16 protein-coding genes are annotated in these 16,476 nt (G+C 70.0%); 3 read left to right on the top strand and 13 right to left on the bottom strand.

Features of this window, described 5'->3' with window-relative positions:
- The 7 genes from AB0E90_RS30670 to AB0E90_RS30640 all read right to left on the bottom strand — a co-directional run bounded on the left by AB0E90_RS30670 (position 1) and on the right by AB0E90_RS30640 (position 7,448).
- Positions 1-1,434 carry an NAD-dependent succinate-semialdehyde dehydrogenase gene (locus tag AB0E90_RS30670; protein WP_360413495.1) on the bottom strand — a complete coding sequence of 478 codons (1,434 nt, stop codon included), beginning with the start codon at positions 1,432-1,434 and terminating at the stop codon, positions 1-3.
- Entirely contained in the window at positions 1,431-2,336 is a 906-nt protein-coding gene (locus tag AB0E90_RS30665; RefSeq protein ID WP_360413492.1) for a VOC family protein, read from the bottom strand. Before AB0E90_RS30665 ends, AB0E90_RS30670 begins: the two co-directional genes overlap by 4 nt.
- A gap of 108 nt (positions 2,337-2,444) precedes the next feature.
- Positions 2,445-3,353, bottom strand: a complete 909-nt coding sequence (locus tag AB0E90_RS30660) for a LysR family transcriptional regulator (RefSeq protein WP_360413489.1) — start codon at positions 3,351-3,353, stop codon at positions 2,445-2,447.
- 89 nt (positions 3,354-3,442) lie between these two features.
- Positions 3,443-4,384, bottom strand: coding sequence for a sugar ABC transporter substrate-binding protein (locus tag AB0E90_RS30655; RefSeq protein ID WP_360413486.1), 942 nt, complete (start codon positions 4,382-4,384; stop codon positions 3,443-3,445).
- Between the two features lie 31 nt (positions 4,385-4,415).
- A complete protein-coding gene (locus AB0E90_RS30650; protein ID WP_360413483.1) occupies positions 4,416-5,387 on the bottom strand; it encodes an ABC transporter permease in 972 nt (323 codons plus the stop codon).
- A complete protein-coding gene (locus AB0E90_RS30645; RefSeq protein WP_360413480.1) occupies positions 5,384-6,880 on the bottom strand; it encodes a sugar ABC transporter ATP-binding protein in 1,497 nt (498 codons plus the stop codon). Before AB0E90_RS30645 ends, AB0E90_RS30650 begins: the two co-directional genes overlap by 4 nt.
- Positions 6,870-7,448, bottom strand: coding sequence for a carboxymuconolactone decarboxylase family protein (locus AB0E90_RS30640; protein ID WP_360413477.1), 579 nt, complete (start codon positions 7,446-7,448; stop codon positions 6,870-6,872). Before AB0E90_RS30640 ends, AB0E90_RS30645 begins: the two co-directional genes overlap by 11 nt.
- 159 nt (positions 7,449-7,607) lie before the next feature.
- Here AB0E90_RS30640 and AB0E90_RS30635 point away from each other — a divergent pair, with 159 nt between their 5' ends.
- The gene (locus AB0E90_RS30635; protein WP_360413474.1) at positions 7,608-8,018 is read left to right on the top strand and encodes a cupin domain-containing protein; all 411 of its coding nucleotides are present in this window, start codon (positions 7,608-7,610) and stop codon (positions 8,016-8,018) included.
- On the opposite strand, the gene AB0E90_RS30630 is transcribed toward AB0E90_RS30635, so the two are convergent.
- Positions 7,972-9,948, bottom strand: coding sequence for an ATP-binding protein (locus tag AB0E90_RS30630; protein WP_360413471.1), 1,977 nt, complete (start codon positions 9,946-9,948; stop codon positions 7,972-7,974). The genes AB0E90_RS30635 and AB0E90_RS30630 overlap by 47 nt on opposite strands.
- Before the next feature lie 84 nt (positions 9,949-10,032).
- Between AB0E90_RS30630 and AB0E90_RS30625 the strand changes: the two genes are divergently transcribed.
- Together AB0E90_RS30625 and AB0E90_RS30620 are read left to right on the top strand one after the other, a co-directional pair.
- Positions 10,033-10,890: a helix-turn-helix domain-containing protein gene (locus tag AB0E90_RS30625; protein WP_360413468.1), complete on the top strand. Its 858-nt coding sequence runs from the start codon at positions 10,033-10,035 to the stop codon at positions 10,888-10,890.
- A gap of 65 nt (positions 10,891-10,955) precedes the next feature.
- Entirely contained in the window at positions 10,956-11,537 is a 582-nt protein-coding gene (locus tag AB0E90_RS30620) for a dihydrofolate reductase family protein (protein WP_360413465.1), read from the top strand.
- Here AB0E90_RS30620 and AB0E90_RS30615 read toward each other — a convergent pair.
- Genes AB0E90_RS30615 through AB0E90_RS30595 form a run of 5 tightly spaced genes read right to left on the bottom strand, consistent with a single transcriptional unit; the run spans position 11,522 to position 16,474 of the window.
- Positions 11,522-11,728 (bottom strand): substrate-binding domain-containing protein, encoded by a 207-nt coding sequence (locus AB0E90_RS30615; RefSeq protein WP_360413462.1) that lies wholly within the window; start codon positions 11,726-11,728, stop codon positions 11,522-11,524. The two genes, AB0E90_RS30620 and AB0E90_RS30615, sit on opposite strands and share 16 nt — an antisense overlap.
- A 41-nt stretch (positions 11,729-11,769) precedes the next feature.
- Positions 11,770-13,083, bottom strand: a complete 1,314-nt coding sequence (locus AB0E90_RS30610; protein WP_360413459.1) for a SidA/IucD/PvdA family monooxygenase — start codon at positions 13,081-13,083, stop codon at positions 11,770-11,772.
- Between the two features lie 11 nt (positions 13,084-13,094).
- Positions 13,095-13,721 (bottom strand): isochorismatase family protein, encoded by a 627-nt coding sequence (locus AB0E90_RS30605; RefSeq protein WP_360413456.1) that lies wholly within the window; start codon positions 13,719-13,721, stop codon positions 13,095-13,097.
- A 4-nt stretch (positions 13,722-13,725) separates the two neighbouring features.
- On the bottom strand, positions 13,726-15,309 hold the full coding sequence (locus AB0E90_RS30600) for a (2,3-dihydroxybenzoyl)adenylate synthase (protein ID WP_360413453.1): 1,584 nt from the start codon (positions 15,307-15,309) through the stop codon (positions 13,726-13,728).
- On the bottom strand, positions 15,299-16,474 hold the full coding sequence (locus tag AB0E90_RS30595) for an isochorismate synthase (RefSeq protein WP_360413450.1): 1,176 nt from the start codon (positions 16,472-16,474) through the stop codon (positions 15,299-15,301). The genes AB0E90_RS30600 and AB0E90_RS30595 overlap by 11 nt, the downstream gene beginning before the upstream one ends.
- Positions 16,475-16,476 lie beyond the last annotated feature (2 nt).

Genomic DNA, 16,476 nt, shown 5'->3' with positions numbered 1-16,476 from the left:
TCAGCCCGCCAGCAGGTGCGAGACGCGCTTGGTGACGAGGTAGCCCTCGAGACCCTCGGGACCGCCTTCCTTGCCGTACCCCGATTGCTTCACCCCGCCGGACGGCGCCTCGCTCACCGAGCCACCGCAGTGGTTGATCGAGAGAATGCCCGCCTCGAAGCCGCGGATCAGTTTCTCGGCGGTGGCCGACGACCGGGTGAAGCCGTAGGCGGCCAGCCCGTAGGGCAGCGAGTTCGCGATCTCCAGGGCCGCGTCGAGATCGCGGAACGGCACGATCGGGGCGATCGGCCCGAACGGCTCCTCGGTCATCACGAGAGCGTCGGCCGGCACGTCGGTGAGCACGGTCGGCGCGAAGAAGAACCCGGCCCGGTCGAGCCGCTCCCCGCCCCGGAGAAGGGTGGCGCCCCGACTGACCGCGTCGGCGACCAGCTCCTCCATCGCCTTGAGCCGGCGCGGATTGGCCATCGGCCCCATGGTCACGCCGTCCTCGATGCCGTCACCGACGACGACCCGGCCGGCCGCCGCGGTGAACTCGGTGACGAACTCGTCGTAGACGTCCTCGTGGACCAGGAATCGGCTGGGCGACGTGCACACCTGCCCGGCGTTGACGAACTTGGCGAACGCGGCCTTGCGCGCCGCCACCACCGGCTCGGCGTCGGCGCACACGATCACCGGCGCGTGCCCGCCCAGCTCCATCAGACAGGGCTTCATCTCGCTGCCGGCCTGGGCGGCCAGCAGCTTGCCGACCGGGATCGACCCGGTAAAGGCGACCAGGCGGATCTCCGGCTTGGCGATCAGGTGCCGGGAGACCTCGGCCGGCTCCCCGAAGACCAGATTGAGTACGCCGCGGGGCACGCCCGCCTCGACGAAGCAGCGGACCAGCTCGCAGGCGGTGCCGGGAGTCTCCTCGGACGCCTTGATGACGATCGAGCAACCGGCCGACAGCGCCGCCGCGATCTTGCGCATCGGCCCGCCGGCCGGGAAGTTCCACGGCGTGAACGCGGCCACCGGCCCGATCGGCTCATGCCGCACCGACAGCACGGTGTCGTCGGCCGAGGGAATGATCCGGCCGTAGGCGCGGCGCGCATCGTCGGCGTCCCAGCGCAGCGTGCCCGCGACCCGCAGCACCTCACCCCGCGCCTCCTTGAACGGTTTGCCCTGCTCCAGCGTCATGATCCGCCCCACGTGGGAGGCACGCGCGGTCAGCAGGTCGGCGGCTTTGTGCAGGATGGCCACGCGATCGGAGATCGGGACGGCCCGCCACACCGCGAACCCGGCAACCGCGGCCGCGACCGCCCGGTCCAGATCGGCGGTGGTGGCGAGCGGCAGGTGACCAAGAATCTCCTCGGTGGCCGGGTTGAGGACCGGAACGGTCGACCCGCCCCCGCTCCACTCCCCGTCGATGAACAGCCCGAGGTCGGTATAGGAAGTCATGACTGCTCCCGGTTGGTGCGCAGGGTCCAGATGTGGTGGGGCGGGGTCTCGTCGTGCACCCTGGTGCCGTACGTGTCGTCGACGCGGTCCATGTCGGCGGCCAGCTCGACCCGGCCGCCGCAGGGGGCGTGCACGAAGCGGAAGACGTTGGAGCCGACCGTGTGCCGGCCGAGCCGCCGCGCCTCCTGCCAGCCCCGCTCGATCATGTGGTTGCCGCCCTCGATCACGTCGTCGAAGCCGGGGACCTCGAACGAGACGTGGTTGACGCCGGCCTTGTCGGGCCGATGGCAGAGCAGGAAGTTGTGCTGGTCGGCGTCGCCGGGCACGCGCATGAACGTGCCCATCGGCTTGACCACGTCGGTCGGGATGAACCCGAGCCGGTCGACGTAGAACGCGACCGCCTCCTCCCGCCCGGGTTTGGGGATGTTCAGCGCGACGTGGCACATGCGCAGCGGCCGCACCTGCCCGACGCTGCCGAGCGCCTCGTTGACCCGGTTGACGAAACCGGTCACGTTGGCCCGGCGCGGGTCGGCCGGCTCGTGCTTCGACCGGCCCGCCACCGTGAGCCCGACGCCGAAGCCGGTCTCGTCGACGGTGTGGAACACGCCCTCGGCGTCCCGGGTGACCTCCCGGTCGGCGCCGGCCGCACGCACGAATTCCGCCAGCTCGTCCTCGTCGGCGGCGCCCCACACCACCTCGCGCAGCGTGTTGCCGCTCTCCACCGCGGCCGGCAGCCCGCCCGGGTCGGTGCGCAGGTGCAGCGTCTGGCCGATCTTCGTCTCGAATACCGCGCTGAGCGAGGACAGCGACACCAGGTCGAGCCCGAAATCGGCGAAGAAGCGCACGCACGTGCCGAGGTCGTCGACCGTGTAGACGACGGATTCGATCCGTTGAATTCCCATTTGGCGACGCCACCTTCCCGCCTCCACGAATTCCATGAAAGCGCTGATACCGATCCTATGGGCGGCAGGCGCGCCATCGGCATTCCGATGACGCAAGCCTTGATTGCGCTACTCGAATGCCGGAATGGGATTCGCGGTGAACCATTCGGTGAGGAAGCTGAGAAAGACCTCGACCTTGCGCGGCGCCTGCTGGGCCGGGCCGTAGATCGCGTACAACGAGCGGGCCGGCACCTGCAGCTCGGGCAGCAGCACCTTGAGGGTGCCGCTGGTCAGCTCGTCGTAGGCGGGCCGGCTCGGCAGCAGGGCGATGCCGCGCCCGTGCACGCAGGCCTTCTGCAACGCGATGTACGAGTTCGAGCTGAACGCCACGTTCCGGATCTTGTGCAGGGTGCTCTCGTGGCCGTGCCCGATCCGCCAGACCGGGTCGTTCGAGTGCACCAGGCAGTCGTGGTTGTTCAGGTCGTTGGGGTTGGTCAGCAACCCCCGCTCCTTGATGTAGGTCTCGGAGGCGACCAGAACGAACGGCAGCGACGCGATCTTCTTCAACCGGACGCTGGAGTCGCGCAGGTCGCGGGTGTGGAACGCGATGTCGAAGCCGGAGTCGAGGAAGTCGTACGTGCGGTCGGACATCCCGCCCAGCTCGAACCGCACGGCGATCTTCGGATGGGCCACCGAGAAGGCGGCGATAGCATCGCCGAGGTCGAGGCTGCCGATCCATTTCGGGCAGATGATCGACAGCGGGCCCTCGGGCCGGTCGTGCAGCTGGGCGATCTTGTCGTCCTCGGCGTCGATCTCGTCGAGGATCCGGTTGGCGAACTCGCTGTAGCGCAGGCCCGGTTCGGTCAGGCTGACCGAGCGTGCGGTGCGGTTGACCAGGCGTACGCCCAGCTGTTTCTCCAGGTCGGCGACGTGCCGGGAGATGAGTGAACCGGATGTGCCCAGCTGTTTGGCCGCCCCGGAGAAGCTGCCGACCTTCGCCACCGTGACGAAGCTGCGCATGACGAGGATGCGGTCCATGGAACCTCCTGCCGTCAGGCCGCGCGGCTTTCGTAGCCGCGCGGACCCGCGTCGGAAACCTAATTGTCAACAATCTCGCTGACAAGGGGTTACGACAGGCAATACTTCGGCGCCTCGCTGAGATTGTCCTTGGTGATCAGGCTGATCGGGGTGTTCGCGATCTTGTCGGCCTGGCCTTTGTTGAGCAGCGTGATCGTGTTCTTGACGGCCAGTTGCCCGGTGGTGGTGGCCGAGTTCGCCACGGTCGCGGCGAACCTGCCGTCCTTCACCGCGGCCAGCCCGTCGTCGGTCCCGTTGACCGTCACGATCTTGACGTCCTTGCCGGCCGCCTGGAACGCCTGCAGGGCGCCGAACGCCATGTCCTCGTTCGCGACGAAGGCGTACTTCAGGTTGGGGTGGGCCTGGATCATGTTGTCCGCGACGTCCTGGGCCTTGGCCCGGTTGAACATGCCGGGCTGGTTGGCGACCACCTTGACGTTGGCCGGCAGAGCGCTGGTGAAGCCCTTGACGAGCAGGTCCGAGGCGGCGCCCGGCGCTCCGGCGATGACCCCGGCCTCGACGTCGGCGGAATCGGCGTCCTTGGCCACCCAGCCGGCGTCCAGCTTGCCGACCCCGTTCAGGTCGACCACCACCGCGCCGAGAATGCCGGACGTGTCGTCGGTGATCACCGAGGTCAGGAAGATCGGGATGTTCGCGCTCTTGGCCTTCTGGATGTCGTTCTTGAGCGCGTCCACGTTCACCGTCTGCACGATCAGCGCGCTGACGTTGCGCGAGATCATGTCCTCGATGTTCGACAGCTCGGTCGCCGGGTCCTGCTTCGAGTTGGCCGCGACGACCTTCGCGCCCTCAGTGCTCGCCTCGGCCTCGATCGCCTTCTGCAGACAGGTGTGGAATTCGGTATTGGCGCCGTTGACGAAGCCGAGTGTGACGGTTTTATCGGAGCTTCCGGCTGCGGAATCGTCACCACAGGCGCTTATCGAAACGGCCGCGAACAATAATGCGGAAACGGCACGGAGAGCCTTCTTGGGCATGGCGTCATTGCCTTTCAAATGAAGGAGGAATTCAGTGACGGCGGCGTTGCAGGAGGTTCGCGATCGCCGCGATCAGCAGCACGGCGCCGACCGAGATCTGCTGGTAATAGCTGGAGATCTGCAACAGGTTGAGCACGTTGGCGACGACGCCGAGCAGGAGCACGCCGAGAACCGTGCCGAAGACGGTGCCCCGCCCACCCGCGAGGGAGGTGCCGCCGATGACCACCGCGGCGACCGCGGTCAGCTGCAACTGCAGCCCACCGGTGCCCGGGCTGCTGGCGCCGAGCCGGGCGAGCAGCATCAGGCCGGCCAGCCCGGACAGCGCGCCGGCCAGCCCGTACAACAGAAGCTTGTCGCGGTTGACGTTGATCCCGGAGAGCCGGGCCACGTCCTCGTTGCCGCCGATCGCGAAGGCGTCCCGGCCGAACGTGGTGTAACGCATGACGAACGCGGTGACGATCAGGACCGCGATCGCGACCAGCAGCAGGTGGGGCAGCCCGGCCGTCTTGCCGTTGCCGAGCCAGGTCAGTTGGTCGTCGATCGAGACGCTCAGACCGTTGATGACCAGCAGGGCGACGCCGTCGAGCAGGGTGGCGGTGGCCAGCGTGGCGACGAACGGCGCGACCCCGGTGAACGTGACGACCGCCCCGTTGACCAGGCCGATCACGACGGCGAGCAGGATCGACAGGACGACCGTCAGCCACAGCGCGTTGCCGTGCGCGATCAGCTGCGCGGCGACGGCGGTGGTGACCGCGACGTTGCCGCCCATCGAGAAGTCCATGCCGCCGGCGGTCATCAGCAGGGTCAGCCCGGCGGCGATGACCGCGACGACGCTGACCTGGCGCAGCACGTTGAGGAGGTTGTTGGTGGACAGGAAGGAGTCGGTGCGCAGGCTCGCGAACACGATGATCGCGACGAGCACGAGCAGCAGGCCGGCGTGGGTGAAGCCGCGGGGAACGAGGCGGCGGCGGGTCGCCGCCGGCGCCGGCAGAGTGGTGGTCACGAGATCGTTCCTCCCAGGGCGACGGCGACGAGCTCGTCGCGGCTGATGCCGTCGATGGCGTACTCGGCGATCGGGCGGCCGTCGCGGACCACGACGACCCGGTCGGCCAGCCGCATCACCTCGTCGGCGTCGCTGGAGGCGAGCAGCACCGCGACGCCGGCCGCGGCGAGCGCGTCGACGAGGGTGTGGATGTCGGCCATGGCGGCGATGTCGACGCCGTTGGTCGGGTCTTCCAGCAGGCAGGCGACCGGCGCGGTGCCGAGCCACTTGGCCAGCAGGACCTTCTGCTGGTTGCCGCCGGAGAGCAGCCCGACCGGCGGGTTCGGGGTGAGGGTGACGACCCGGTAGTCGTCGCGCAGCGGGGCGGCCCGGCGGGCCAGCCCGGCGCGGCGGTGCAGCCGGCGGCGATCGAGCCGGTCCTGCGCGAGCAGGAGGTTCTCATCCACGGTCAGCTCGGGGATCAGGCCGAGCCGGCGGCGGTCGCCGGTGACACAGCGCAGCCCGCTGCGCAACGACCGGCCGACCTTGCCGAACGGGACGTTCTTGCCGTCGACCTCGAGCCGGCCCCGCTGCGGGCGGCGGCGGCCGGAGAGCAGGTCGAACAGCCGGGACTGGGCGTCGCCGGCCGGCCCGAGCACGGCCACGACCTCGCCTCGCCGCACCTCCACCGAAAAGTCCTCGATGAAGCGGCCGTCGCTTACGCCGTACACCTGCAGGCCGTTGTCTTTCTTGCCGATCCTGCGGGCCGGCCGGGTGGAGACCACGTCCCGGCCGACCATGCTGTGCACCAGGCCGGCCTCGTCGGTCTCCTTGGCCAGGCCGCCCCAGACCACCCGGCCGTCGCGCAGCACGGTCACCCGGTCGGCCAGCGCCAGCACCTCGGCGATGTGGTGCGAGATGAACACGACCGCGACGCCGGTGTCGCACAGCCGCCGCACCAGGGCGTGGATCTGCGCGGCCGCCTCGGCGCCGAGGCACGCGGTCGGCTCGTCGAGGATCAGCACCCGGCCGCCCCGGCGCACCTCGCGGGCCACCTCGACCATGGTCTGCTCGGCCACGGTCAGGTCGCCGGCGAGCGCGTCCACGTCGACGCTGATGCCGAGGTCCCGCAACGCCTGCCGGGCCAACTGCCGGACCGAATTCCAGCGCACCAATGACGTACGGGTGGGGAGGTCGCCGAGCATGATGTTCTCGGCCACGGTGAGCGTCATGACCAGCTCGCGGCGCTGCGGGACGGTGGCGATGCCGAGCCGGCGGGCCTTGCGCGCGGTGAGCTGCCCGGCGGTGCTCCCGCCGATCTCCAGCACGCCGCCGTCCGCGTTCTGCGCGCCGGAGAGGATGCGCACCAGCGTCGACTTGCCGGCCCCGTTCATCCCCATCAGCGCGTGGACCTCGCCGGGGTACAGGTCGAGGGAGACCTCGCGCAGCGCGACCGCCCCGCCGAAGCTCTTCGAGACGCCGCGGACCCGGACGACGGGGTCCTCAGTGGCCATCGCTGACCCGCTCGTAGCCGCGGATGTCCGGGAACGGCGGCTCCGCGCCGGCCTGCAGATCCACCTGGAAAGCGTTGAGCAGCATGCCGAGCATGGTGAAATTGCCGAGCGCGCCGACCGTGTCGACCAATCCCTGCGGCCCGAAATACTGGCGGGCCCGCTCGAAAGTCTCGTCGCTCACGAAATTGTCGGCCAGCAATTCCTGGCAGAACTGATAGAAAGCGTCGTCCGCCGGGTTGTCGAACGACGGCTCGCGGCGCTCGGCGATCGCCTCGATCGCGGCGACCGGGATCCCCTCCTCGATCGCCTTGGCGACGTGCGCGTTCCACGAGTACTGCGCGTCGGCGTGCCGGGCGGCGATCAGCAGGGACAACTCGCGCAACCGCAGCGGCAGGCTCGACTCGAAACGGCAGAACGCGCCGAGCGCCTCGACCTTCTCGCACAATTCGGGGCTCTGGATCCAGACCTGGAAAGGACCCCGAACGGCACCCCGCCGCCCGGCGATTCGCGCGCTGATCTCCTGCTGCCGTTCGGTCATCGCGTCCGGCTTGATGACGGGAAGTCTCATCGACGACCAACCCCTGCCTTGTGATCCCGCACACTCGGAATGTGTGTTTCGCAGGACCGTAACAACGGGGTGGTAGGCCTTCACAGGTCGTCGACTGCAACGTAAGGCTGCACTTCTCGTATCGCTGATCACCGGTCGCGCGGGCATAGCCTCGAACCCATGACCGTGATCATCAAGTCCGCAGACGTCAAGGTGCTCGACCGTGGCGGCGCGGTCGCCACCACCCCGCTGATCACCACCACCTCGGCGGCCGGCGAGAACCGGATCACCAGCGGGATCAGCGTCTACCCGCCCGGCACCGGCGCCCCGATGCACTCGCACAACTGCGACGAGCACGTGACGATCCTCGACGGCCGCGCCGAGGTGCTGGTCGACGGGGTGGTGACGCGGCTCGAGCGCCATGACACCACGTATATCCCGTCGCCGATCCCCCACCTGTTCCGCAACGTCGGCGACGAGCCACTGCGGATCCTCTGGGTCTACACCTCCGGCGTCGTGACCCGCACGTTCACCGAGACCGGCGTCACCGTGGAGCACCTGTCCGCGGAAGATCAGATGGTGCGCGACTGAGAGCCTCGGCGAGCTTGTGCAAAAGATCGTTCGACGTGAACGGCTTTTCCAGGAACGGGATGTCCGGGTCGAGCACCCGCGCGCTGCCGAGCAGCCCGTTGCTGTAGCCCGACATGTAGACGACCGGCAGCCCCGGCTGCTGCGCGTGCACCAGCTCGGCCAGCCGCGGCCCCGACATCTCCGGCATGATCACGTCGGTGAGCAGCGCGTCGCAGCCCCGGGCCAGAAAGATCTGATAACCCTCGGCGCCGGTCGCGGCGGCCAGGACCCGATAGCCGTTTCCGGTCAGGATCCGGTGCACGACCCGGGCCAGCGGCGCCTCGTCCTCCACCACCAGGACCCGCTGGCCATGCCCCTTCGGCGGCGCCATCAGCCGGGTGCCGGTGGTCGACGGACCGGCCGACTCGGTGGCCAGCGGCAGATAGATCCGGAACGTGGTGCCGACCCCCGGCTCGGAGAACATGTTGATGCTGCCGCCCGCCTCGGCGACGATCCCGTAGACGGTGGCCAGGCCCAGACCCGTACCCTTGCCGCGGGGTTTGGTGGTGTAGAACGGCTCGAAGATGTGCGTCGCCACCTCGGCCGACATCCCCTCGCCGGTGTCGCTGACCTGCAACCGCGCGTACGACCCGGCGGCCACCGCCGGCTGCATGTTGATCTCCTGCCCGTCCAGCTCGGCCGGCCCGGCCTCGATCACCAGCGTGCCGCCGTCCGGCATCGCGTCCCGCGCGTTGATCGCCAGGTTCAACAGCACCTGCTGGAGCTGACCCGGATCGCCGTGCACGATCAGCGGCTCCGCCGGCGGCCGCGCGAACAGGGCGATGTCCTCCCCGATCGTGCGGTCCAGCATCGCCCGCACCTCGGTGATGGCATCCCGCAGGTCGACGTCCTGCGGCTGGATCGTGTCGCCCCGGGTGAACGTGAGCAGCTGCCGGGTCAGGTTCATCGCCCGGTCCGCGGCCGTGCGCACATGCTCCAGGTCGGCCCGCACCGGCTCGTTGCCCTCCGCCGCCTCGGCCGCGAACTCGGTGTAGTTCACGATGATCGCGAGAATGTTGTTGAAGTCGTGCGCGATGCCACCGGCCAGCTTGCCCAGACTCTCCATCCGCTGCTGCTGGTGGGTGCGCTCCTCGAGCGCGCGCTGCCGGTCGGCGGCCTCCTTGGCGGCGCTGATGTCCCGGGCCACCACCGAGGTCCCGGTGACCGCCCCGGACGCGTCCCGGATCGCAGCCAGACTGATCGACAATTCGATCGGCGAACCATCCTTACGCAGCCGGCGCGCCTCGTAGGCCAGGTGCTGCTCGCCCGCGTGCACCCGCCGCTGGACCACGTCCTGCTGAACAGAGCCGGACTCGTCGGTGAGCAGCCCGATCGACTGCCCGATCATCTCCGCGGCCGTCCAGCCGAACATCTGCTCGGCCCCGGTGTTCCACGCGGTCACGATGCCGTCCAGGCCGATCCCGATGATCGCGGCGTCGGTGTGCTCGACCACGGCGGTCAGCGTCACCAGGTGGCTCTCGGCAACGTCGCGGGCCGCCCGCTCGCGGGCATCGGCCTCGTCGATCCGGCGCTGCTCCCCGGGCGACACGTAGATGGCGCCCCGCCCCAGCAGTACCCCGTAGCCACGGCGCAGGGTCCAGTAGTAGATGCCGACGGCGGCGGTGAACAGGTCCCAGACAGCGGGGGGCCAGGCCTCGCTCATGGCGTGCCCCAGGTGGGCGCCACCGTGGTCGACGATGCTCCGGTAGATCGTCAGCGCGTGCAGCCCGTGCCCGACGGCGCAGCTGAAGAAGATCATCGCCGTCGCGACGGCCAGTTTATTGCTGCGCAGTTGTCCCGCTCGGCTCACGGGCACGACTATGGCCACCATGATCGCGGCGTAGGCGACCATGATGACCAGGTTGCCGAGCAGAAGAAGCTGTTCCGGCACGATCGTCCTATCGTCCGGTCCCTCCGATCGCTGAGCTGGGCCCGGCTTTCTTACGCCCGTCCCGGCGCGCGACAGTGGCGGGGCGTGGGCGATGCTGTGGGTGTGGAGTACGTGTCCAGAGTGCCGCGGCCGCCGCTGGACGGGCTGATCGACGACCTCTACTACCTCGAGGGTGCGCCGCCGTATGACCGGCTGACGCTGCCGCCGGCGCCGACGGCGCTGCTCATCGTCAACCTGGGGGCGCCGTTCCGGATCCGCGGCGGTGCCGGCATCGAGACGGCTGAGTATGCCGACGGCTGCGTGGTCACGATGGCCACGCGGGCGTGGGAGTTCAGCTACCCGCCGCGGACCCGGTCCGTCGGCGTGCACTTCAAGCCGTGGGGGCTGGCGCCGTTCCTGCCGATGCCCGCGGCCGAGCTGTGTGACCGGCCGGTGACGGTGGAGCAGGTGTGGGGCCGGCCTGCCGTGGCTGAGCTGCGGGACCGGCTGGCCCTGGCGGGCGGACCGGGCGCGATGCTGACGCTGCTCGAGGAGGAGCTGAGCCGGCGGCTGTCCGAGACCGCTGGGTTGGGGCTGGTCCGCCGTGCGAGCAGCGTCATCGCGGCAGCCGGCGGGGCGGTGGCGATCGGCGACCTGACGGTCGCAGCCGGTGTCAGCAGCACTCATCTGGCACAGCGGTTCAAGGAGCTCGTCGGGGTCACGCCGAAGCGGCTGGCCCGCACCCACCGCTTCACCGCCACGGTGTTCTCGATCGACCCCGCCGGACCGATCGACTGGGGCGACCTCGCCGGTAGCGCCGGCTACTTCGACCAGGCCCACTTCGGCCACGATTTCCGGGCGTTCACCGGGCTCACGCCGACCCGGTACATCGAGGTCCGGCGGCGGTTCCGGCGCGAACATCCCGGCCACGTGATGGACGGCTGGCCGCTGCCGGCCGATTGATTTCTTACAAGAGCGCCGGCTCACGACACGCTAATTTGGGGCATCCCCCAGCAGAGGAGAGCCCCGTGGGCAAGGTCGTCATGTACAGCTCGGTGTCGGTGGACGGCTTCGTCGCGGACGAGAATGACCAGCCCGGACCGCTGTTCGACTGGCTGACCGGCGGTGACGTCCCGTTGGACGAGAGCGGCTACGTGAAGGTGTCGCAGACGTCCTACGGCTACATCCGGCCGTACTGGGACCAGATCGGGGTGACGGTCGTCGGCCGCCACGTCTTCGACATGACGGACGGCTGGGACGGGAAGCCTCCGTCCGGGATCGACCACGTGGTCGTCGTGACGCACCGGCCGGCGCCCGAGGGCTGGGACCCCGAGGCGCCGTTCCACTTCGTCGACGGTGTCGAGGCAGCCGTGGCCAAGGCGCAGGAGCTTGCGGGTGACCGCCTGGTCGAGGTCGCTGCCGGCGAGGTCGGTGGCCAGGTGCTTGCCGCGGGCCTGGTCGACGAGGTTCGGATGGACGTCGTACCCGTCGTGTTCGGGTCGGGCAAACGCTACTTCGGGTCGGTCGACGCGCAGCACCTGCTGGCGGATCCGGACGTGGTGATCCAGGGCAACCGGGTGCTTCACCTTCGCTATCAGGTGCGCAGGTGACCGGAGCGGGAAGGCACCGGGGCGGTGCTGGCGCGCACCATCAGCTCGGTGCTCAGTTCCACTCGCCGGGAGTCCGGTGACCGGCGGCGGGCCAGGGTCAGGACGGTCCGGGCGGCCCGGCGACCCATCTCCTCCAGTGGCTGGCGCACCGTAGTCAGGGCGGGGGGCCGGTATCCGTACGCTATCGCCACGGTCCCCCGACGAGGAGGCAATTACCGACGTCGGCGGCGGGTCACCGGTCACCGATCATCGCCAGTGGCCGGGAAAGCGGGTCCGGCACCGGAGCGCGCTCGCCGGCCGCGATCGAGGTGACGATCTCGCCCGAGCGGACGGCCACCGCGGAGAGCAGTGTGGACGTTATTCCGTGCGCGTGCTCCGTGCCGCCCTGCAGGTAGATTCCGGCGCGCAGGCTGTCGTCGGTGACGACCCGGTAGTCGCGGCGTACACGCAGGAGGTTTTCGTCGTCGCGGTGGCACAGGGAGCCGGCCGTGCCGAGCATGCGGGTCACGTCGACCGGGCGGTAACCGGTGGCGTAGACGATGGCGTCGGCGTCCAGGTGCTGGCGCTCGCCGGAGGGCAGGTGCTCGACGACGACGCTGACGCCGTCGGGGCGGGCCGCCAGATCCGTCACCCGGGAGGCGTTCAGCATGCGCAGGCGGGGGCGGCCGAGGACCTTCTCGCGGTAGGCGCGGCGGTAGAGGTCGGTGATCAGTTCGCCGTCGACGACCGAGTAGTTGGTGTTGCGGTGGTAGTCGAACAGCATCCGCTTCACGTCCTCGGGGGCGTCGAAGTAGAGGTCCACCACGTCCGGGTCGAAGATGCCGTTGGCGAAATTGCTGTCGTCGGCGGGGCTGTAGCCGTAGCGGAAGAAGACCGAGCAGACCTCGGCGGTCGGGTAACGCTCGTGCAGGAACGACACCGACTCGGCGGCGCTCTGGCCGGCGCCGACGACGATGAAACGCTGCGGCTCGGGGACGTCGAACGTCGCCGCCCGGTGCAGGATGTCGAGGTTGTGCCAGACCCGCTCGGCGGGCTGGATGTCCGGCGGGAGGCTGGATTCGAGGCCGACCGCGACCGAGATGTTGCGGGCCCGGAAGGTGCGGCCCTCGGCGGTCACGTCGAGCAGGGTGCCGCCGGCGGCCGGGGTCACGCCGGTGACGGTGTGGCCGTAACGGACGTAGTCTTTCATCCGGCCGGCCGCCCACGCCATGTAGTCGTGGTACTCGACGCGCAGCGGGTACACGCTCTTGTAGTTGATGAAGTCGGCCAGGCGGTCGTGGGCATGCAGGTACGACACGAAGCTGTAGTCGCTGGCCGGGTTCCGCATCGTCACCAGGTCCTTGAGGAAGGACACCTGCATCGTCGCGTCCTCGAACAGCATGCCGCGGTGCCAGCCGAAGTCGTCCTGCTTCTCCAGGAACACCGCGCGAATCTGATCCGCATCGGACGCGCAGCGGGCGTTGTGTTCCTCGACGGCGATGGCGAGGGCCAGGTTGGACGGGCCGAATCCGATGCCGACCACGTCGTACACCTCGTTGTCCTGCATGAATTTGCCTTTCACAGGGAATCGGCGATCTCGGCGGTGGTGGCGACCGCGCCGCAGCGTTCGGCCACGTGTCGTAGCGCGTCGCGGTGGTGGGCCGGGCTGAAGTCGGCGACCGCGTCGGCGACCACGAACGGCTGGATGTCGCGCATGAACGCGTCGAGGGCGGTGGCGAGCACGCCGATGTGCGCGTAGACGCCGGTGATGATCAGCTGGTCCCGGCCTTCCAGGAGTTCCGGGAGCGAAGTGCCGACGAACGCGCTGTAGCGGCGCTTGGTGATCCGCACGTCGCCGTCGCCGGGAGTCAGCGCGTCGTGGATGGCGAGGGCGTGCTCGTCCGGCGGCGGGCCGTCGCCCCAGAAGTCCTGCAGCAGGCCGCGTTCGGTCAGCGACTGGCCGCCGGGTTGAGCCGAGAAGATCACCGGCATCCCGGCGTTGTGGGCGTGCTTGCGCAGCGCGGCGATGTTGTCCACGACCCGGGCCATCAGCGCCTGGTCGGCGGTGCCGAACGGGGCCAGGAAGTAGTTCTGCATGTCGTGCACGAGCAGGGCGGCGCGGCTCGGGTCGGGACGCCAGCCGACCTTGGCCTGGGCGAGGCCGAAACCGGTGGGGATGGAGTACGCCGTGATGCGTGGCAGCATCGGATCAGCCTTTCTCGGTGGCTTTGTCGCGCAGGGCCGCACGAAGCTCCCGGCGGCTGACCTTGCCGACTCCGGTGATCGGGAACGCGTCGAGCATCCGCACCCTGTCGGGGATCTTGTAGGCGGCGAGGCCGCGTTCCCGCAGATAGGCGCGCAGCGCCGGCAGGGTGGGCGCCGGCTCCCCGGACCGGGCGACCACGAACGCGCAGGTGCGTTCGCCGAGGTAGGGGTCGGGGACGGCGACCACCGCGGCGTCGTGCACGGCCGGGTGGGTGAGCAGGTGGTTCTCCACCTCCTCGGCGGCGATCTTCTCGCCGCCGCGGTTGATCTGGTCCTTGGCCCGGCCCTCGACCACGAGGTAGCCGTTTTCGTCGCTGCGCACCAGGTCGCCGGTGCGGTAGAAACCGTCGGCGGTGAACGCTTCCCGGTTGTGCTCGTCGGCCCGCCAATAACCGCGGATCGTGTACGGGCCACGGGTCAGCAGATGCCCCACGGCGCCGGCCGCGACCGGCTGGTCCGCGTCGTCGACGATTCTGACCTCGTCGTCGGGTGAGATGGGCCGGCCCTGGGTGTGCAGCACGATCTCGTCGGGGTCGTCGAGCCGGGTGTAGTTGACCAGCCCCTCGGCCATGCCGAAGACCTGCTGGAGCCGGCAGCCGAGAACGGGCTCGACCCGTTCGGCGACCGTGTCGGCCAGTTTGGCGCCGCCGACCTGGAGCACCCGCAGGCTGGAGAGGTCGGGCTTCGGGGTCATCCCGGCAACCGCGTCCAGCCACAGGTGGGCCAGGGGCGGGACGACGGCGGTGATGGTCACGCGTTCGACCGCGATGAGTGGCAGCACGGTGGCCGGGTCGGGGCGGCGGGCCAGCACGATGCGGGCGCCGGCGTGCATGGCGCCGAGGACGCCGGGCGAGGACATCGTGAAGTTGTGCGCCACCGGCAGGACGGCCAGATAGACGCTGTCGGCGGTCAGGCCGCAGATGTCGGCGCTGGCGCGCACGCTGTAGAGGTAGTCGTCGTGGGTGCGCGGGATCAGCTTGGGCAGGCCGGTGCTGCCGCCGGAGAGCTGAAGGAACGCGACCTCGTGCGACTCCGGGCCGTCTTCGAGCCCGGCCGGGTCTCGGTACAGCGAAGAAAGTGCGACATGCGGGCCCGGGTCGCCCGCGACGATCGTCGTCGCCTTTCCCGCCGCGGAAGCCAGCGTGCGGTGGTCGAAGCCCTCGTGCACGTCGGTCGTGACGAAGGCGACGGCCTCGGTGTGCTCGCAGAAGTAGCCGATCTCGGCGGCGCGGTGGGCGGGCAGGGCGAAGACCGGGAGAGCGCCGAGCCGGAACAGCGCGAAGATCACCTCGAAGTACTCGGCGACGTTCGGCAGTTGCACCACGACCCGGTCGCCACGGCGTACGCCCAGGTGGTGGAAGCCCGCCGCCAGGCGCAGGGCGCGGTCCCGGAGCTGTTCATAGGTGACCTCGCGGTCGCCGTCGACGACGGCGACCCGATCTTGATTCGAGGAAACGAGCGAGAACAGGGTCTGGCCGGTCCAGTAGCCGCGTTCGCGGTAGCGGGCGGCGAAGTCGTCAGGCCACATCGTCGCCGTCCAGGCCCAGCGCGGTGAGCAGGGTGCCGAGCTTGGCGGTGGTCTCGGCCAGTTCGGCCGCCGGATCCGAGTCGGCGACCACACCTGCCCCGGCGAAGAGTTCCAGACCTTCGGAGTCGGCCGTTGCACAACGGATGGTGACGGCCCACTCGCCGTCGCCGTTCGCGTCCACCCAGCCGACCATGCCGGTGTAGAACTCCCGGTCGAAGGGTTCCAGCTCGGCGATCGCGGCGCGGGCCGCCTCGGTCGGGGTGCCGCAGACCGCCGGGGTCGGGTGCAGGGCGGTGGCCAGCTCCAGCGCGGACACCGACTCGTCGGCGATCTCACCGGTGATCAGCGTGGACAGGTGCCACATCCGGGCGGTGCCGACGACCGACGGCTCCTCCGGGACGATCAGGTCCTTGCAGTACTCCCGCAGCACGTCAGCCACCTGCTCGCTGACCACGGCGTGCTCGTGCCGGTCCTTCTCCGAGGCGAGCAGGGCGGCGGCGCGGCGGGCGTCCTGCGCCGGGTCGGCGCTGCGGGCGGCCGAACCGGCGAGGGGGTTGGCGGTGACGGTGCGGCCGTGCCGGGAGACCAGCAGCTCGGGGCTGGCGCCGAAGAGGGTGCGGCCGGCGCCGAGGTCGACGGCGAAGGTGTAGCCGCCCGGGTCGCGGCCGGCCAGCGCGCGCACCGCCGGGGCCGGGTCGAAGCCGTTCGCCTCGACGCGCAGCGAGCGCGACAGCACCACCTTGGTGTAGCGGCCGTCCTGGATCTGCTTGACGGCGCGGGCCACGGCATCGCGGTAACCGTCCGGTGTGGGCACCGGACGAACCGAGCGGATGCCGACCGGGATTGCCCGATTCACGAAAGCAGCCGGCGCGCTGCCCCGGCTCAGCCGCATCGGGACGACCAGGCGGGCGTGGGCGCCGGGGGCGAACGGGACCGCGCCGACGACGGCGCGGACCTCGTGGCCGGCCGCCTCGGCGACACCGAGCACGGCCTCGACCCGGCGGGCCAGGTCGGCCTGGGCGTCGGGGCGGGACGACGGCGGGACGGCGAAGTACGTGCCTTCGGCGAGAAGCGTGCCGCGTGGTGACGCGAACAGCGACGACTCGCCCGGCCGGTAACCGGCGATCAGCTCGGCACCGGTGCTGGTGGCGGAGACGGTGGTCACGG

Origin of the sequence: Actinoplanes sp. NPDC026619 (assembly GCF_040638295.1) — a bacterium.
Classification (GTDB): domain Bacteria; phylum Actinomycetota; class Actinomycetes; order Mycobacteriales; family Micromonosporaceae; genus Actinoplanes.
Note: the sequence above shows the minus strand (reverse complement) of the source record. Positions and strands in the feature narration are given on the sequence as shown.